Raw genomic sequence first — 16538 nt, 5'->3', positions numbered from 1 at the left:
CGGTTCATCTCGACCCTCTAGCCTCGAGAAATGCGCCGCTCGTTGATCATCGCGATGGGAGCACGTGCCATCCGCACGCTGACCGCGGCTCGCGCACAGCGCGGACGGTACCCTGCCCTCGAACAGAACAGTGCCTTCCTCGGGCCCGAACCCCGCGGCAAGGATGCCCGGACGTGGCATATCCGTGACAAACGCAAGCTCTCGCCGAGGCTGCGCGAATTTTTCATCTATTCCCCCGCACTCGGCCGCACCGTCGGTGTCCGCGTGCTCCTGCCCGGCATCCCCGCCGAGGTCAGCCCCGTCATTCACCTCTTCCACGGCGGCGGAGACGACTTCCGTTCGTGGACGGACTTCGGATCCGCCGAGGAGCTCACGCTCGAGACCCCCTACCTCGTCGTCATGCCCGACGGTGGGGCCGGGACCTACTCCCGGCTGGCGGTCGGCAGCGAGGTCCACGACTGGCCGCGCTTCCACACCGAGGAGATCCCCGCCTTCCTCAAAGCGAACTTCTCCGTCGATCAGGCACCGGCCAACCAGCTGCTCGCGGGACTGTCGATGGGCGGGTACGGGGCGATGAAATACGCCGCCTGGCATCCGGACCGCTTCGGCGCCGCGGCCGCGTTCTCCTCACCTTTGGACCCACTGTCGACGGTGCCGGCCTTCGATATCATCGCGATGCGCGAAGGGGCGAGATCCATGACGCTCTTCGGCGACCCGGTGGCCGACCGCAGCGAATGGCTGGCGAACTCCCCGTACGCGCTGGCCGAGAACCTCTCCGGCCTCGACCTGTGGTTCAGCGCCGGGTCCGGCAGCCTCGAGGAGTCGAAAGACCGCGATCTGCTCGAGTCGATGATCAACAGTCAGGGCGAGCGATTCTCCGCCCGCCTCAATGGATTGGGCATCCGGCACTCGTGGTTTCCCCGCACCAGCGGTCTGCACAACTGGAGCAGCTGGGAGCGCGAGCTCGGCGCGTGGCTGACAACGCTGGGTCGCCGCCGGAACTATGCGAGTTCGGACCGTCGAGGGCCCGGCGTCGCCGATGGCGGTGAGTTCTCTTATCTCACCGGGCATGCCCTCTTCGACATCCACGGCTGGAGGGTGGAGATCTCCCGGCGTCGGGCTCAGATCGTGCGGTTCGACGCCGTCAGCGCCGCCGGCTTCTCCCTGTCCGGGACAGGCAGCTTCCGGGTGCGCACCCCGGGCCTGTTCGAGCCCAAGCGCCGCTATGACATCACGGTCTCCGGACCCAGCGGCGACAATGCCTATCAGCAGCGGGCGGACAAGAAGGGGCGACTGACTTTCACGGGGCGACTGGCCGCGGCCATGCACGACCCGATCATCCCCGGCAGACGCACTCAGCACTTCACCACGCTGGGACAGGATGAGGTGACGACGGTGCGAATCGCCTCAGCGCCGGTCGATGCGGACACGGGTGTGGGCGCGGACGGCGACCATGCCTCAGCGGTCGATGTTTCAGATCCGGCACAGCCTGAGTCCGCGGATGACGTGCTGGGCGCATATATTGAGAGCGGTCGTGATGCTGCGGCCGCCGATTCTCCTACGGAACGCTGACTCGAGAGGTCCATCATGAAACGCATACTCCCAGCCATCGCGCTCATCGCCGGTCTGACCCTTGTGGGCTGCTCGGGCGGCCAAGACGGCGGCGACAAGGCGCAGGAAGACGGCGGCGGCGCTGCGGCTCAGACCGAGGAGGCACCGCAGGCGACTCAGCTCGACGAGGCGCAGCTGAAGAAGATCCTCGAATCCACCGATGCGGACGGCCTGTCGTTCAAGACCATCGACACCACCGCGGCCTCCGGCAGCGAAGCTCTCAAGGCGCTCGAACAGGCCGAGTACGAACCCAGCGAGTGCAAGGACCTGTCGATGGCGGCGCTCAACGCCGCGCAGGCCAGTGACACCACCACGGTCACCGGTGTCTCGAGCGACAACACCATGTCCGTCGGACTCGTCAGCCTCGCCGACGATGAAGCCGCAGCGTCTCAGCTGAAGACCTCGAGCGCGGTGACGGAGAAGTGCAGCGACGTGAGCATCAAGTCCCAGGGCATCGAGATGAAGATGAAGTTCGAGTCCTTCGACGCCACCGTCTCAGGCGCCGACGAAACGGTCGGGGTCAAGGCGACGATCGATGCCGGCGGTCAGACGGTCCTCAACACGAGTTCCATCTCCGCTCGTGTCGGCAACAACGTCGTCACCGCGGCCAATGTCGCTGACATCGACGAGTCGACCGTGTCGACGACCGCCGAGACCTTCGTCGACGCCGTCAAGAACGCCGGCTGAGTTCGGGCCAGCTCGGTCGAGACCAGGCCCGGCTCGGTCGAGGTCGGCTCAGCTGAGTTCGAGTCCGGCTCAGCCGGGTTCGGGTCAGCCGAGTTCGGCTCAGCCGGGTTCGGGCTCGCGTCGCAGAAGCGACCAGCATTGCTGGAGTCGCTCTGCCCACCAGTCGTATCGCCCCGGATCCACCGCCAGCGTCTGCAGGCGGTCAGGGTCCGGGGCGATACGCGTGACAGGGACGTATCCGTCGACCGGACGCATCCCGGCGTTCGGGTTCGTGACGTCGTCGGCGAAGAGACGGACGGTGCCCAGTCCGCAGGCCGGATCATCACCGAGGAGTCTGCGACTGATCTCGGTGCGGGGCAGCCCGGCGGCCAGTGCCGCACCTGCGGCCAGACCGACCGATGATTCGAGTGCCGAGGACACCACGGCCGGCAGGCCGCAGTCGGCGATGACCGCGCGTGCTGATCCGATGCCGCCCAGCGGCTGGACCTTGACGATGATGACCTCGGCAGCCCCGAGTTCGGCCACCCGCAGCGGGTCCTCGGCTTTGCGGATGGACTCGTCGGCGGCGAGCACGACCGGCAGACCACGACGGTCGAGCTCGGCACGGAGCCGCGCCATGTCCTCGACCGCCGCGACGGGCTGTTCGAAGTATTGGAGACCGAAGTCGGCGAACTGCGCCGAGGCGGTCAGCGCCTCATCGAGCGAATAGCCGGCGTTGGCATCGAGGCGCAGAGTGGCCTGCGGGAAGAGTCGGCGGAACTCGCGCAGTCGTTCGAGGTCCTCAGCCAGGGAATCGAGTCCATGCTCGGCGACCTTGGCTTTGACGGTGCCGACGCGGCCGTAGCGGGCGAGGATGGATTCGACCTCGCCGGGCGAACAAGCCGGCAGCGTGCCGTTGACCGCCACTTCCGTCCGGATCGGTTCGGCCGCCTCGGCGGGCGCTGATTCCGTGTCCGGCGAGCAGGCGTCCACCGACCGGACGGACGAGGCCGGGTGAATACCGATCGGCGACGTGATGAGGCCGGCGAATTCGAGGGCGGCCTGCAGCCAGCGGCTCGCCTCCTCGGTGCGGTATTCGACGAACGGGGAGAACTCCGCCCAGCCGACGGGGCCGGAGAAGAGCGCGACTTCGCGTTCGGTGATGCCGCGGAACCGGGTGACCATCGGCAGCCGCAGCACATGCAGATCGTCGATGACCTCGTCGAACCGTTCGGGGAGATCGGAGAGAGTGCACGCGTGGTCGGCCATGCCCTCAGACTATCCCTCGTCGTTGGGGCACGACAGCGTGCAGTGGCCGGTACCAGCCTGTGCTCAGAAACGCCGGTCCGAGCCTTGCGTTCAGAGGTCCTCGCTCTCAGAGGTCCTGCAGGAACGCGTGCACTCGCGACCGCACCAGCCCGGCAGCATCGGCGTCGAACGCCTCGAGCGAGGAATCCGTGAAGAGATGCGCGTTGCCGGGGTAGACGAACAATTCGGCCGAGGGCGTCGATTCGGCGAGCTCACGTGCTGCCGGCAGATCCTCGTCGAAGAACTCATCGCCGTCCATCCCGTGGATCTGCACCGGGAGCCCGTCGGGCCACGACTGCCCGAATTCGGAGACCGGGGCGCACGAATGCAGGAACAGGGCAGCTCGGGCACCCGGTCGGGTCTGGGCCAGCTGCTGGGCGGTCATCACTCCGTAGGAGAAGCCCGCATAGACGAGCTCGGGCCCCAACCCATCGGCTGCTGCCAGGCCCTTGTCGCGGAGCGCATCGAAGCCGATCTCCTGGGCAAAGGCGAAGCCGTCGTCGATCGAGGCGAAGGTCTGTCCGTCGAACAGGTCGGGGGCGTGCACGGTGTGGCCCTGCTGCCGCAGATCCTCGGCGAAGGCGCTGACCCCGTCGGTGAGGCCCTGGATATGGTGGTAGAGCAGAACTTCGGCCATCTTCAGTCTCCCATTGACTGTTGTTCCGGTGCGCTCGTCGTTCCGGTGCGCTCGTCGTTCCGGTCCGCCGGAATGATGTTCGACTCTAGACCTGCGTTGCCTGCCGCACAAGGTGCTCAGGGCCAAGCGCTAGGCTGGGGACCATGACGGTTTCAGCAATCTTCGACCCTTCCCTGTGGCGTGAGGTCTCCGGTTTCGACTTCACCGACATCACCTACCATCGTGCGATCGACCCGGCGACCGGCAGCGACCTCGGCTGCGTGCGGATCGCCTTCGACCGCCCCGAGGTCCGCAATGCCTTCCGCCCGCACACCGTCGACGAGCTCTACCGCGCCCTCGACCATGCTCGCCAGACCTCCGACGTCGGAGCGGTCCTGCTCACCGGCAACGGTCCGAGCGAGAAGGACGGCGGCTGGGCATTCTGCTCCGGTGGAGACCAGCGGATCCGCGGTCGTTCCGGCTACCAGTACGCCTCGGGCGAGACTCGTGAAAGCGTCGATCCGGCTCAGGCCGGACGCCTCCACATCCTCGAGGTCCAGCGACTCATCCGGACCATGCCCAAGGTCGTCATCGCCGTCGTCCCCGGCTGGGCTGCCGGCGGCGGCCACAGTCTCCACGTCGTGTGCGATATGACCATCGCCTCCCGCGAACACGCGAAGTTCAAGCAGACCGATGCCGACGTCGGCTCCTATGACGCCGGCTACGGTTCGGCGTATCTGGCGAAGATAGTCGGGCAGAAGAAGGCCCGCGAGATCTTCTTCCTCGGCCGCACGTATTCGGCCCAGGAGATGGCCGACATGGGTGCCGTCAACGAGGTCGTCGACCACGCCGAACTCGAAACCGCCGCTTTGACCATGGCGCGTGAGATCCTCGGCAAGTCCCCGAACGCGCAGCGGATGCTCAAGTTCGCCTTCAACCTCGTCGACGACGGCCTCATGGGCCAGCAGGTCTTCGCCGGTGAGGCCACGCGTCTGGGCTATATGACCGACGAAGCCGTCGAGGGCCGCGATGCCTACCTGGAAAAGCGCGATCCCGACTGGTCGCCCTTCCCCTGGTACTACTGACGGCTCGGTCTCAGATCACCGTGGACACCCGCGAACTGCGCACCGATGAGCTGCCCGAGGCCATCGACCGGGCTCTCGACGGACGCTCGATCCTCATCCTGCCGTCCTCCCGGACGGGCACCGTCACCGAGGCGGCTCCCCGTTCGTGGACGGGCCCGGGCCCCTGCCCGGCCCTCATCCTCCACACCTCCGGGTCGACGGGGACGGCGAAGGCCGTGGCGCTCTCCCCCGAAGCCCTGACCGCCTCGGCGCAGGCGACCGAGGACTCTCTGTCCGGGCCCGGTGATTGGCACCTGTGCCTGCCGGTCAACCACATCGCCGGGTTCCAGGTGGAGCTGCGCGCCCGCCTGGCAGGGCGCCCACCGGTGCGGGCCACCTCGGCGAGGTTCTCCCCCATATCCTTCGCCTCAGCGGTCGACGACCTGCTGGAGCGGGCGGGCGAACGCCCGACGTACACGTCTCTCGTGCCCACCCAGCTCCACCGGATCCTCGAAGACGATCATGCGACCGACCTCGCGGCAAGCATCTCGCACATCCTCCTCGGCGGGTCGGCGATCTCACCGGCCCTGCTCGAACGCGCGGATGCCGCGGGACTGTCGATCGTGCGCACCTACGGGATGAGCGAGACCGCCGGCGGCTGCGTGTACGACGGTGTGCCCTTCCACAGGGTCGAGGTCACCATCACCGAGGCGGGAACGATCGACCTGACCGGCCCCGTCGTCGCCGACGGATACGTCGCGATCTCGCCCGACGGCACCATCGCACCGGTGGAGTCGACGGCGCTGACCATCGACGATGCCGGTCGGCGGATCATGCACACGAGCGATCTCGGCCGCCTCGATCACGGGGTGCTCACGGTCCTCGGCCGGGTCGATGACATCATCATCTCCGGCGGGACGAATGTCTCCCCGCACGCTCTGGAGACGGGTCTGCTCCCGCGCTGGCAGAAGGAAGGCGTCGCCGAGGTGCTCGTGACGTGGGTGCCCGACGAGGAGTGGGGCAGACGGATCGTCGCGCTGGTCAGGTTCGCCGGCGGGGACGCCGCGGAGGCCGGGTCGGGGCTCGACGGTCGCTCCCCTCGCGAACTGGCTCGGCATCTCAACGGCCTCGATCATGGGATGGACGGGCACCTGCTGCCGCACCTCGTGTTTCCCGTCGACGAGATCCCGAATCGGTCGATCGGCAAACCCGACCGTCGGGCCGCCGCCGAGCTTGCCGCGCACCTCGCGGCGGACTGCGCCGAATACCCTTGCCGGTGAACAATCGGTAATATAAGACGGTTCGACGACATAAGAGGAAGGTGACCTGGGACTATGGCTGATGCCGCCCAGTGGATTTCGGGAGCTCGACTGCGAACTCTCCCCCTGGCTCTCGCACCCGTCCTCATCGGCACCGGAGCTGCGATCGGGTCGCTCGGCGGGTTCACCGCCTTCATCCTCGACGACATCTCGGGCGGGGACGACCACGTCAGCCTCGGGCAGATCCTGTTCCGCGGGTTCCTCGCCCTGCTCGTCTCCCTCTGTCTGCAGATCGGTTCGAACTACGCCAACGACTACTCCGACGGCATTCGCGGCACTGACGACGAACGCGTCGGACCGGTGCGTCTGACAGCGACCGGCCTCGCAGAGGCGCGCGAGGTCAAACGTGCCGCATTCCTGTTCTTCGGCATCGCCGGGGTCGTCGGGATCGTGCTCATCCTCGTCTCTCAGGCCTGGTGGTTCCTCATCGTCGGGGCCGCCGCGGTGGCCGCAGCATGGTTCTACACCGGCGGGAAGAAGCCCTACGGGTACATGGGCCTGGGTGAGGTGTTCGTCTTCGTCTTCTTCGGACTCGTGGCCACCCTGGGAACGATGTGGATGCAGGTCGGGCACCTCAGCCTCAGCGGCTGGGCCGGTGCCGTGGCGATCGGTTCGCTTGCGTCCGCCGTGCTCATGGTCAACAACCTCCGCGACATCCCCACCGACATCGAGGCCGGCAAGATCACGCTCGCGGTGCGTCTGGGCGACAATTCCGCCCGCATCGCCTATGCGGTGCTCGTGCTGCTGCCGTTTGCGCTCCTGGCCCTGGCCATCCTCGACGGGCATCCGGCAGCGGCGTTGGCGATCCTCGCCCTGGTGCCGGCGCTCAATCCGCTCAAGACGGTGCTCAGCGGTACGACGGGACCCGGGCTCATCCCGCCGATCAAATCGACCGGGCTGACCGGCCTGGCATTCGCTGCGCTGATGGGACTCGGCCTGGCGCTCTGAGCCAGTGGGTTCTGAGTCAGTGGGTCCTGAGCCAGTGGGTTCTGAGTGTCAGCTCTGATTGGCAGGACTCTGAGCGTGTCAGCTCTGGGCGGCAGACGGCCGGGGTCTATTTCTCTCGGCCGTTGCCGTCTGAGATGTTCTCTTCGTCGGCAGTCCGCTTCTCGTCGGCCGCGTGTTCCTCTTCGGTGAGGCGCTCTTCTTCGGTGAGGCGATCGTCGACGATCTGGTCCTCAGCCGCTTCGTCGGCACTCTTGCGTTTGGGTTTGGAAGCACGAGCGGCAAGACGGGCCTCGATGTCAGTGGCCACTCGAGCGCGCATGTTCCCGAGGAACAGGTAGCTGAGCAGCGCGCCGATGACGATGGCCGCGACCGCCATGAGCAGGTTGAGCCCGAGGAACGGGAAGAGGATGAGTCCGACGCCGACGATGATGCCGAGTCGAGCGAGAGTGTAGAGCCAGAAGGTGCGCATTGAGCCTATTTTAGCCCTCGATCGTGATCGTCTCGTCACCGACTGCCTGAGTCGGTGTTCAGGATCGTGGACTATCCTTGGTGCATGGCTCGATTTCTCATTGCCGCGATCGTCCTAGCGGCAGCGGTGACACTGTATGGACTCTTCGATTGCCTGTTGCGCGATCGGGGTCTGATTCGAGTCCTGCCCAAACCCGCATGGGCCCTCATCATCCTTTTCATCCCGGTCCTCGGATTCGTCCTCTGGTTCCTCTTCGGTCGTGGCTCCGAAGCCAAACCGTCGGCGGCGCAGCGTCCCCGCGGGCAGGTCGCCCCGGATGATGACGATGACTACCTGCGACAGGTCGACCGGGACGTCAAGCTCGGCAAGCACGCTCCACCGGCACATGAGAACGATGAGCCGAAGACCGAGAGCGATGACGCCTCCGAGTCCGACGATGACGACGATTCTGCAGCGGACTCTTCGGCCGACACCGATGATCGCGGTACCAAGGGCGAAGGCCGCGGCCGCTCCAACTGAGTCCCGTCGCATCGACCTCGTCGCATCGACGCCATCCGGCAGTTACAAGTTCGGCCCCATCTGCGCCGAGCAGCCCACGTTGAGAACTGGGCTGTCCAGCCTCAAGTGGGCCGAAAAGCCACCCTCGAGAGGCTGCAAAGGGCTCTCCCGCGTCGTTCAAGGCGAAGCGCATCTGTGGAGCCGTGCAACGATCGACTACCGCGCTCCGGCTTGAACAAGGCTGTTCTCGCCGCACTCCGGCCTGAACGACATTTCGTGTCCGCCCAAGCGCCGGCACGAAGACGCCCCTCACCCGACTTACGGTGAGGGGCGTGTCGCCGCTGTCGGGAAGTCGTCAGTCGAGGCCGGAGTAGGAGTGCAGGCCGTTGAAGTAGACGTTGACGACGGTGAAGTTGAAGATCACCGAGGCGATGCCGATGATGTTGAGCACCGCAACCTTCGTCTTGCTCCAGCCGCGGGTCGCGCGAGCGTGCAGGTAGGCCGCGTAGATGACCCACACGACGAAGGTCCAGATCTCCTTGGTGTCCCAGCCCCAATAGCGGCTCCAGGCCACCTCGGCCCAGATCGCACCCGCGATGAGGGTGAAGGTCCAGGTGATGAAGCCGACGGCCGCGATCGTGTAGGAGGAGCGCTCGAGGTCGTCGCTCGCGGGCAGACGGTGCATGAACCGCAGCCACTTCGGGTTCTTCGTCTCGTAGACGCTCTTGAGGATCTGGAACACCGCGAGGATCGCTGAGATGTAGAGCAGCGACGTCGAGAGGATCGCGATCGGCACGTGGATGGCGATCCAGTACGAGTCCAGGGCCGGGATGAGCTTGGCTGCCGGGGTGTAGAACACGGTGATTGCCAGGCCCAGGCACAGCAGCACTCCCCCGGACACGAACGTGCCCAGGTAGCGCACGTCCTTCTTCGTCAGCACCACGAGGTAGACGATGACGGTGATCGTCGTCGCCGTGAGCACGTACTCCATCATGTTGCCCCACGGCACGCGGGACACAGACAGGGCGCGGGTGAGCACGGCGGAGGCGTGCAGCAGGACGGCGAGCACCAGCAGCGATGTGCCGATGCGGGCTCCGCGTCGTCTGTTCCCGCGGCTCTTCTTCACCGGTACTTCCGACTCATCATCGCCGGGCCGGTCGAGGACAGCAGTGGTCGCGGTCTTCCGGTTCGTCCGCCGCACAGCACTCGCCTTCGCGGGGCTGGCGACCTCTGTCTTGGCCGTCTTGAGTTCGCGCGATCCGAACAGGTCGAACGCATAGAAGATCATCGCGAAGGCATAGACGATCATCGCCGAGATGATCAGCTGGTTCGACCACATTGCGAGGTCAGTGTTGACGTCCATTCATCCTCCGCACCGTCAGGTGCTCTCATATCGCTCATTGTCGGCGTGCCCGTGTCCGAGCCCGCCGCCCTGTCGGGTGCGGTCTGAAACTCCGACACTCCGCGGCTATTCTACTCCGCGTAGTACCAGAGTCTCATCTTTCGTCGTCGCCCTCGTCCTGCCCCTCAGCGGGGTCGGGGTCGCGCAGGTCCTTCACGAGGTCGGATACGGCGCGCTCGACCATCGGATCCTCACCGCGGGCGAGGGCGGCCACCTCGGCGTTTCCGTCCTTGATCCTCACCCACACGCGGCGGCGGGGAATGAACAGAGACAGCCCCAGGCCGGCGAGCACGAGGATCGCGCTGATGAGCATGAGTGCCTGCGTCGGATCCTGCGAGATGTCGACGGCGATGTACTTCTTCACTCCGTCGAAGGTCACGGATCCGCCGCCGGGCAGGTCCTGAGTCTCACCCTCGGCGAGCTGGATGATCAGCGGATTGCCCGAGTCATCGGTCATTTCGGTCATCTTATCGGCATCGAGGGAGTACACCGACTGCGGGACTCCGTCGTCGAGGCCGAGGTCGCCGGTGTATCCGCTCATCACGAGGTAGGGGTTGCGCAGCTCGGCGAAGCTCGAGACGAGCTCGCCCTTGTCGTTCTGCGTTGCGGTCGGCAGGAAGACCCCGACGAAGCCCATCTGCGTGCCGGCCGAATCCGGGACCTTGATGACGCCCTCCGAGGTGTAGCCCCCGTCGCCGCCGTCGGGGATGAAGACCTGCGGCCCGGACTGGACGACATTGCCCTGAGCGTCACGGACGGTCACCTCGGGGGCGTAGCCGTTGCCCGTGAGGTAGACGCCGACGCCGTTGATGCGCACGGGCTTGTTGACCTCGAGTGTGTGCGATTCGGTCTTGCCCTCGGAGTTCGTCGTGACCTTCGCATCGAAGCTGCGCGGCTGCCCGAACTGATTGCCCGCCGCCTGATCGTCGAAGCTCGAGGAGAAGCTGTCGAGCTTGAGCCGGAAGTCCGGCAGGTTGTCCGCATCGTAGTAGGACCCGGGGGTGAAGGAATCGTAGGAGACCAGGGAGTTCGAGAACGTCTCCCCCTCGACGAGGATGCGCTGACCTTCGTAGCCGAAGAGCGAACCGATGGCCATCGTCAGGGTGGCCATGAGCAGGGCGACGTGGAAGACGAGGTTGCCCGTCTCCCGCAGATATCCGCGCTCGGCCGCCACATGGTCATCCCGCCGATTGATCCGGTACCCGGACTTCTTCAGCCGGGCCTCGGCACGGTCGAGGAAGGCCTGGTCGGCGTCCTCCCGACTGTCGGCCTCCCCCGTCGCCGAGGTGAAGGCGGCGTAGCCGGGCATCCGGCCCAGCCGCCTCGGCGCCTTGGGAGGGGCCGAGCGCATCGCCTTCCAGTGCTGTTTCGTCCGCGGGATGATGCAGCCGACGAGTGAGATCATCAGCAGCAGGTAGATGGCGGAGAACCACACGGATGAGTAGACGTCGAACATCTGGATGGTGTCGAGGAACGTACCCCACGCACCGTTGTTCTCCAGGAACGTGTTCACCCGTCCCGGGTCCTGGATGCGCTGAGGCAGGAGGGAGCCGGGGATCGCTGCGAGCGCGAGGACGAGCAGCAGGATGAGCGCCACGCGCATCGTCGTCAGCTGCGTCCACGCCCACCGGCACATGCCGAAGAAGCCCAGCTGAGGTTGCGTCACCTGAGGCTTCTGGCTCGCCGACTTCGTCTTCTCCGCCACTAGATCACCACTTCGAATCCATTGATCAGACCTTGCAGAGAGGTCATCCACATATTCCATACGCCGCTGGCCATGAGCACACCGAGGATGATCAGCATGATGCCTCCGGCGCGCACGATCGCGGTCTGGTGTCTGCGCACCCATTCGAGTCGTCCCGCGCCCTTGTGGATCGCCACCGCCAGGATGATGAACGGAATTCCCAGTCCCAGACAGTAGACGAATGCGAGCAGGGCGCCGCGCCAGATCATGCCGTCGCCGCCGAAGCTCACCGACATGCTCAGCACCGCCGACAGCGTCGGTCCCACACACGGCGCCCAGCCGAGCGCGAAGGTGGCACCGAGGACCGGTGCACCCCACAGACCCGCCTTCGGCCGCGCTCGGATCCGATGTTCGTTCTGCAGCAGACCGAACCCGCCCATGAACACGAAACCGGCGATGATGACGACGACGCCGAGGATGCGCATGATCACCGACTGCCACTGCGAGAACAGCGCCCCGAGGGCCGAGAAGCTGGTCCCCAGCAGCACGAAGACGACAGTGAAGCCGAGGACGAAGAGGCTGATGCCCACGACGACCCGCCATGTCTGCTTGTCGCGCAGCGAGGTTCCCGAGAGCCCGGTGACGTACCCGACGTAGCCGGGGACGAGCGGGAGCACGCACGGAGAGACGAAGGAGACGAGTCCTGCCAGTGCTGCGGCACCGGCGGCCAGCAGCAGCGGGCCGGAGAGAACCGTCTGGGCGAATTCCGCCCCGAGCCCGCTCACTCCGCCAGCACGTCCTCGACGAGTCCCTTGAGCGTCGAAGCGTCGACCTCGCCGACGACTCGGGCAGCGGCCCGGCCCTTCGCATCGAGCACGACCGTCGACGGGGTCGCCTGCGGGGGCAGGACACCGGAAAGGAGGGAGACCATCTCTCCGCTCGAGTCGAGCATGTTCGGGTACGGGACCTGGTAGTTGTTGATGAATGCGTTCGCCGCGGCGGCCTGATCTCGGACGTTGACGCCGATGAACTGCGCCTTGTCGCCGAATCCGTCGGCCACGGACTTGAGATCCGGTGCCTCCTTCCGGCACGGCGGGCAGGCCGCGTACCAGAGGTTGATGACCACGGGGGTCGGGCGCAGATCGGCCAGGGACATCGTCTTCCCATCGAGGGTCTCGAAGCTCAGATCCAAGGGCTCACCGCGCTTGTCGACGGCCACCTGCGAGACGACTCCCGAACCGGAGACGTAGCCCTGGTCGGATCCGGCCTGATCGGCCAGTTCGTCGTTCTCACTGCAGGCGCTGACCAGAACGGCTGTGCCGGCGGCGAGGGCCGAGGCGAACAGGGTGCGGCGGTTCAGTGGGCTGCGGCCGAAACTCATGCTCCTGCCACCGGGGTTCCGGGCTGCAGATCGGCACAGATGCTCTCATAACTCACGGACACCAGTGTGGACGAGTCGAATGTGAAACTGGTGATAGAAGCCAGGTCACATTCGCGTCGGCGGGGGTCGTGGAAGAGGGAACGCCCCTCCCCCGACAGCCGCGTCATCCAGATCGGCAGCTGGTGGGAGACGATGACGCCTTCGGCCTCGGGACCGTGGCCGTCGAGCTTCGCACGCAGGCTGGCCATTGCCGCGCGCATGCGCAGCACGATCTGCTTGTACGGTTCGCCCCACGACGGGGTCAGCGGGTTGTACAGACGCAGCAGGTTCTTCGGTTCGGCCAGGCGCCGGGCGTCGACCTTCTGACCTTCGAACGAGTTCGCCGCTTCGATGACCCGGTCGTCGGTGAATACCGGCAGATCGAGGGTGTTCGCCAGCGGGGCGATCGTCTGTTGGGTCCGCAGCAGCGGGGAGGCGACGAGTTCGACCGGGGACGTCGCCGCGGCGTCGAAGTGCTCGGCGACCCGAGCGGCCATCTCATGACCGCGCTCGGTCAGTCCGAAGTGCGGCAGGCGGCCATAGAGGATCTTCTCCGGGTTGTCGACCTCACCGTGCCTGACCAGATGGATCGTGGTCATGCCTGTCCTTTCCCGGGCCCCGGCACGGCGGCCGCGGCCTTCGCTGCCGCCGGCAGTGCGGAGATGATCCGATCGAGGATCTCATCGGTGTGGGCGTAGGAGAGGAACCAGGCTTCGAACGCACTCGGCGGCATGTGGATGCCCTGATCGAGCATGGCGTTGAAGAACGCGGTGTAGCGGTCGACGTTCTGTGCGCGCGCCTCGTCATAGTTCGTCACGGCACCATCGGTGAAGAACACGGAGAACATCGAGTTCGCGGACTGGATGACGTGGGCAACACCTTCGGCTTCGAGCGCTGAGGCGACGGCCGGGCGCAGAATGTCCGCGGCGCGGCCGATGTGCGAGTACACATCGAGTTCGGTCGTGAGCTTGAGCGTGGCGAGACCGGCGGCGGTGGCCACGGGGTTCCCCGACAGGGTGCCCGCCTGGTAGACGGGTCCGGCCGGTGCCAGGTGCGCCATGATCTCGGCGCGACCGCCGAAGGCCGCCGCGGGGAATCCGCCGCCCATGACCTTGCCGAAGGTGAACAGGTCGGCCGGTCCCTCGGGGTAGCCGAGGGCCTGCGATTCGTAGCCGTACCAGCCGGCTGCGGAGACGCGGAAGCCGGTCATCACCTCGTCGCTGATCATCAGCGCACCGTGGGCCTTCGTCAGCCGACGGATGGTGTTGGTGAAGCCGTCGACCGGGGGCACGATGCCCATGTTGCCGGGGCTGGCCTCGGTGATCACGCAGGCGATGTCCTCTCCGTGTTCGGCGAAGACGGCTTCGAGTCCGGCGGCATCGTTGTAGCCGACGACGATGGTGTCCTGGGCCTGCGCCCCCGTGACTCCGGGGGTGTCGGGCAGGGAGAAGGTGGCCAGACCGGATCCGGCCTGGGCGAGCAGGGAGTCGACGTGGCCGTGGTAGCAGCCGGCGAACTTCACGACCTTGGACCGACCGGTGTAGCCGCGGGCAAGACGGATCGCAGACATCGTCGCCTCGGTGCCCGAGGACACCAGCCGCACCTGCTCGACGGGGTCGACGCGGGAGACGATCTCCTCGGCGAGTTCGACCTCACCGGTCGACGGTGTGCCGAAGGAGAAGCCCTTGACCGCGGCTTCCTGCACGGCGGCGACGACCTCGGGGCGGGAATGGCCCATGATCATCGGCCCCCACGAGCCGATGAGGTCGATGTAGTCGTTGCCGTCGGCATCGCGCAGCCACGCACCCGTGGCCTCGGTGATGAAGCGGGGTGTGCCGCCGACGGCCTTGAACGCCCGCACGGGAGAGTTGACTCCGCCGGGGATGACCGCCTCGGCGCGGGTGAAGAGTGCTGCTGACTGGTCGGTGACGTGAGCGTTCGTCTCTGCTGTCGTCATGGGGTCTCCTCTGAATCGTCGCGGGTCGTTGTCGTCGCGGGATCGGTCGCGGGTGCGGGGCGCCTCAAATGCCGTCGATATCGCGCATATGATCGTAGACCTTCGTGAAGATGCGGCCCAAGGTCGCCATCTCCTCGGGTTCGAGCAGGTCGACGAGGTGGGTCCGCACACCTCTCACATGGTCGGGCGCTGCGACCTGGAGCAGCTGCCATCCGGCCTCGGTCATCACGCAGTTCACACCGCGCCCGTCCTCGGGGATGGCGGAGCGTTCGAGCAGTCCGCGCTTCTCCATTCGGGCCACGCTGTGGGTCAGTCGGGACCGGGACATCGTGGTGTCCGTGGCCAGCAGGGCCATGCGCATGGTCCGATCCTCGTGCTCGGACAGACGCACGAGGATCTCGTATTCGGGCAGGCCGATGCCGTGCGTGTCGCGCAGCTCCTTGTCGAGTTCGGCGCTGAGCAGCTGCGAGCCGTTGAGGTAGCTGCGCCACGACTTCTGGTCGACCGCGCTCAGCCAGCGGGGTTCGGCCATCACCGGCCCCCGGCCGTCTGGGACCCGGCGGACTGAGGCCCGGTGAGGGTACCTGCGGCCGCGCCATCGAGGCGCTGGGCGACCTCGGTGGCCCAGTAGGTGAGGATCGCATCGGAGCCGGCGCGTTTGAAGGCGACGAGGGACTCCTCGATCGCACGTTCCCGGTCGATGGCGCCGGCCTGGGCGGCGAACTCGATCATCGCGTACTCGCCGGAGACCTGATAGGTCCACACGGGCACGATGGACTCGGCAGCCACCTCGGCGAGGACGTCGAGGTAGGGCAGCCCGGGTTTGACCATGACGACGTCAGCGCCTTCGGCGAGATCGAGGCCGAGTTCCCGCAGCGCCTCGCGGCCGTTCGCGGGATCCTGCTGGTAGGTCTTCCGGTCACCCTGGAGTTCGGAGTCCACTGCTTCGCGGAAGGGCCCATAGAAGGCTGAGGCGTACTTCGCGGTGTAGCCCATGACGACGGTGTCGGTGAAGCCGGCGGCGTCGAGAGCCTCGCGGCAGTAGGCGACCTGCCCGTCCATCATGCCGGAGAGTCCGAGCACCTGTGCACCCGCGCGAGCCTGGGCCAGCGCCATCGAGGCGTAGCGGTCGAGCGTGGCATCGTTGTCGACTCCCCCGGCGGAGTCGAGGACCCCGCAGTGACCGTGGGAGGTGAATTCGTCGAGGCAGAGATCGGCCATGACGACCGTGTCCTCGCCGAGGTCGTCGGCCAGGAGTCGCAGCGCGCGGTTGAGGATGCCCTCGGGGTCATCGGCCTGGGAGCCGATCTCGTCCCTGTGCTCGGGAATGCCGAAGAGCATGAGCCCTCCGACCCCGGCGGCGACGGCCTCTCGGGCGGCGGCCAGCAGCGAGTCAAGGGTGTGCTGGACGACGCCTGGCATCCCCGTCAGCGGCACGGGCTCGGTCAATCCCTCTTTGACGAACATCGGCAGGATGAGGTCGGCCGGGTGCAGCCGCACCTCGGAGACGAGCCGGCGCAGGGCGGCGGTCGAGCGGAGACGACGGGGGCGAACGGTTCCGGGAACCAGTGTCATG

17 protein-coding genes are annotated in these 16538 nt (G+C 66.5%); 6 read left to right on the top strand and 11 right to left on the bottom strand.

All coding sequences use genetic code 11. The features are described 5' to 3' along the window. Window positions 1-30: 30 nt before the first annotated feature. Entirely contained in the window at window positions 31-1572 is a 1542-nt protein-coding gene (locus J9314_RS05795) for an alpha/beta hydrolase (protein ID WP_210604929.1), read from the top strand. Between the two features lie 15 nt (window positions 1573-1587). Next, window positions 1588-2298, top strand: a complete 711-nt coding sequence (locus tag J9314_RS05790) for a hypothetical protein (protein ID WP_210604928.1) — start codon at window positions 1588-1590, stop codon at window positions 2296-2298. 99 nt (window positions 2299-2397) lie between these two features. On the opposite strand, the gene J9314_RS05785 is transcribed toward J9314_RS05790, so the two are convergent. Together J9314_RS05785 and J9314_RS05780 are read right to left on the bottom strand one after the other, a co-directional pair. Then, window positions 2398-3546, bottom strand: coding sequence for an o-succinylbenzoate synthase (locus J9314_RS05785; RefSeq protein ID WP_210604927.1), 1149 nt, complete (start codon window positions 3544-3546; stop codon window positions 2398-2400). A gap of 106 nt (window positions 3547-3652) precedes the next feature. Further along, window positions 3653-4222, bottom strand: coding sequence for a dienelactone hydrolase family protein (locus tag J9314_RS05780; protein WP_210604926.1), 570 nt, complete (start codon window positions 4220-4222; stop codon window positions 3653-3655). 143 nt (window positions 4223-4365) lie between these two features. On the opposite strand from J9314_RS05780, the gene J9314_RS05775 reads away from it, so the two are divergent. The 3 genes from J9314_RS05775 to J9314_RS05765 are packed head-to-tail and all read left to right on the top strand — an operon-like array spanning window position 4366 to window position 7532. Further along, a complete protein-coding gene (locus J9314_RS05775) occupies window positions 4366-5286 on the top strand; it encodes a 1,4-dihydroxy-2-naphthoyl-CoA synthase (RefSeq protein ID WP_210604925.1) in 921 nt (306 codons plus the stop codon). A 20-nt stretch (window positions 5287-5306) separates the two neighbouring features. Further along, a complete protein-coding gene (locus tag J9314_RS05770; protein ID WP_246490632.1) occupies window positions 5307-6545 on the top strand; it encodes an AMP-binding protein in 1239 nt (412 codons plus the stop codon). Between the two features lie 54 nt (window positions 6546-6599). Beyond that, the gene (locus tag J9314_RS05765) at window positions 6600-7532 is read left to right on the top strand and encodes a 1,4-dihydroxy-2-naphthoate polyprenyltransferase (RefSeq protein WP_210604924.1); all 933 of its coding nucleotides are present in this window, start codon (window positions 6600-6602) and stop codon (window positions 7530-7532) included. Between the two features lie 106 nt (window positions 7533-7638). Here J9314_RS05765 and J9314_RS05760 read toward each other — a convergent pair whose 3' ends face one another. Then, on the bottom strand, window positions 7639-8001 hold the full coding sequence (locus J9314_RS05760) for a DUF4229 domain-containing protein (protein WP_210604923.1): 363 nt from the start codon (window positions 7999-8001) through the stop codon (window positions 7639-7641). 84 nt (window positions 8002-8085) lie between these two features. Between J9314_RS05760 and J9314_RS05755 the strand changes: the two genes are divergently transcribed. Then, window positions 8086-8520 (top strand): PLD nuclease N-terminal domain-containing protein, encoded by a 435-nt coding sequence (locus tag J9314_RS05755; RefSeq protein WP_181274758.1) that lies wholly within the window; start codon window positions 8086-8088, stop codon window positions 8518-8520. 334 nt (window positions 8521-8854) lie between these two features. On the opposite strand, the gene ccsB is transcribed toward J9314_RS05755, so the two are convergent. The 8 genes from ccsB to hemB all read right to left on the bottom strand — a co-directional run bounded on the left by ccsB (window position 8855) and on the right by hemB (window position 16537). Beyond that, window positions 8855-9862 carry a c-type cytochrome biogenesis protein CcsB gene (ccsB, locus tag J9314_RS05750; RefSeq protein WP_210604922.1) on the bottom strand — a complete coding sequence of 336 codons (1008 nt, stop codon included), beginning with the start codon at window positions 9860-9862 and terminating at the stop codon, window positions 8855-8857. A 133-nt stretch (window positions 9863-9995) separates the two neighbouring features. Further along, window positions 9996-11567, bottom strand: a complete 1572-nt coding sequence (resB, locus tag J9314_RS05745) for a cytochrome c biogenesis protein ResB (RefSeq protein WP_343207049.1) — start codon at window positions 11565-11567, stop codon at window positions 9996-9998. 38 nt (window positions 11568-11605) lie between these two features. Then, a complete protein-coding gene (locus J9314_RS05740) occupies window positions 11606-12370 on the bottom strand; it encodes a cytochrome c biogenesis CcdA family protein (protein WP_210604921.1) in 765 nt (254 codons plus the stop codon). Then, on the bottom strand, window positions 12367-12966 hold the full coding sequence (locus J9314_RS05735; RefSeq protein ID WP_210604920.1) for a TlpA family protein disulfide reductase: 600 nt from the start codon (window positions 12964-12966) through the stop codon (window positions 12367-12369). The genes J9314_RS05740 and J9314_RS05735 overlap by 4 nt, the downstream gene beginning before the upstream one ends. Beyond that, complete coding sequence (locus tag J9314_RS05730; protein ID WP_210604919.1) at window positions 12963-13604, bottom strand: histidine phosphatase family protein; 642 nt, start codon at window positions 13602-13604, stop codon at window positions 12963-12965. Before J9314_RS05730 ends, J9314_RS05735 begins: the two co-directional genes overlap by 4 nt. Continuing rightward, on the bottom strand, window positions 13601-14962 hold the full coding sequence (gene hemL / locus J9314_RS05725) for a glutamate-1-semialdehyde 2,1-aminomutase (protein ID WP_210604918.1): 1362 nt from the start codon (window positions 14960-14962) through the stop codon (window positions 13601-13603). Before hemL ends, J9314_RS05730 begins: the two co-directional genes overlap by 4 nt. A 64-nt stretch (window positions 14963-15026) precedes the next feature. Then, window positions 15027-15494 (bottom strand): MarR family winged helix-turn-helix transcriptional regulator, encoded by a 468-nt coding sequence (locus J9314_RS05720; RefSeq protein ID WP_210604917.1) that lies wholly within the window; start codon window positions 15492-15494, stop codon window positions 15027-15029. After that, entirely contained in the window at window positions 15494-16537 is a 1044-nt protein-coding gene (gene hemB / locus J9314_RS05715; RefSeq protein ID WP_210604916.1) for a porphobilinogen synthase, read from the bottom strand. The genes J9314_RS05720 and hemB overlap by 1 nt, the downstream gene beginning before the upstream one ends. Between the last annotated feature and the right edge of the window lies 1 nt (window position 16538).

Origin of the sequence: Brevibacterium oceani, assembly GCF_017948325.1 — a bacterium.
GTDB classification, from domain to species: domain Bacteria; phylum Actinomycetota; class Actinomycetes; order Actinomycetales; family Brevibacteriaceae; genus Brevibacterium; species Brevibacterium oceani.
This window is presented reverse-complemented; position numbering and strand designations above follow the sequence as displayed.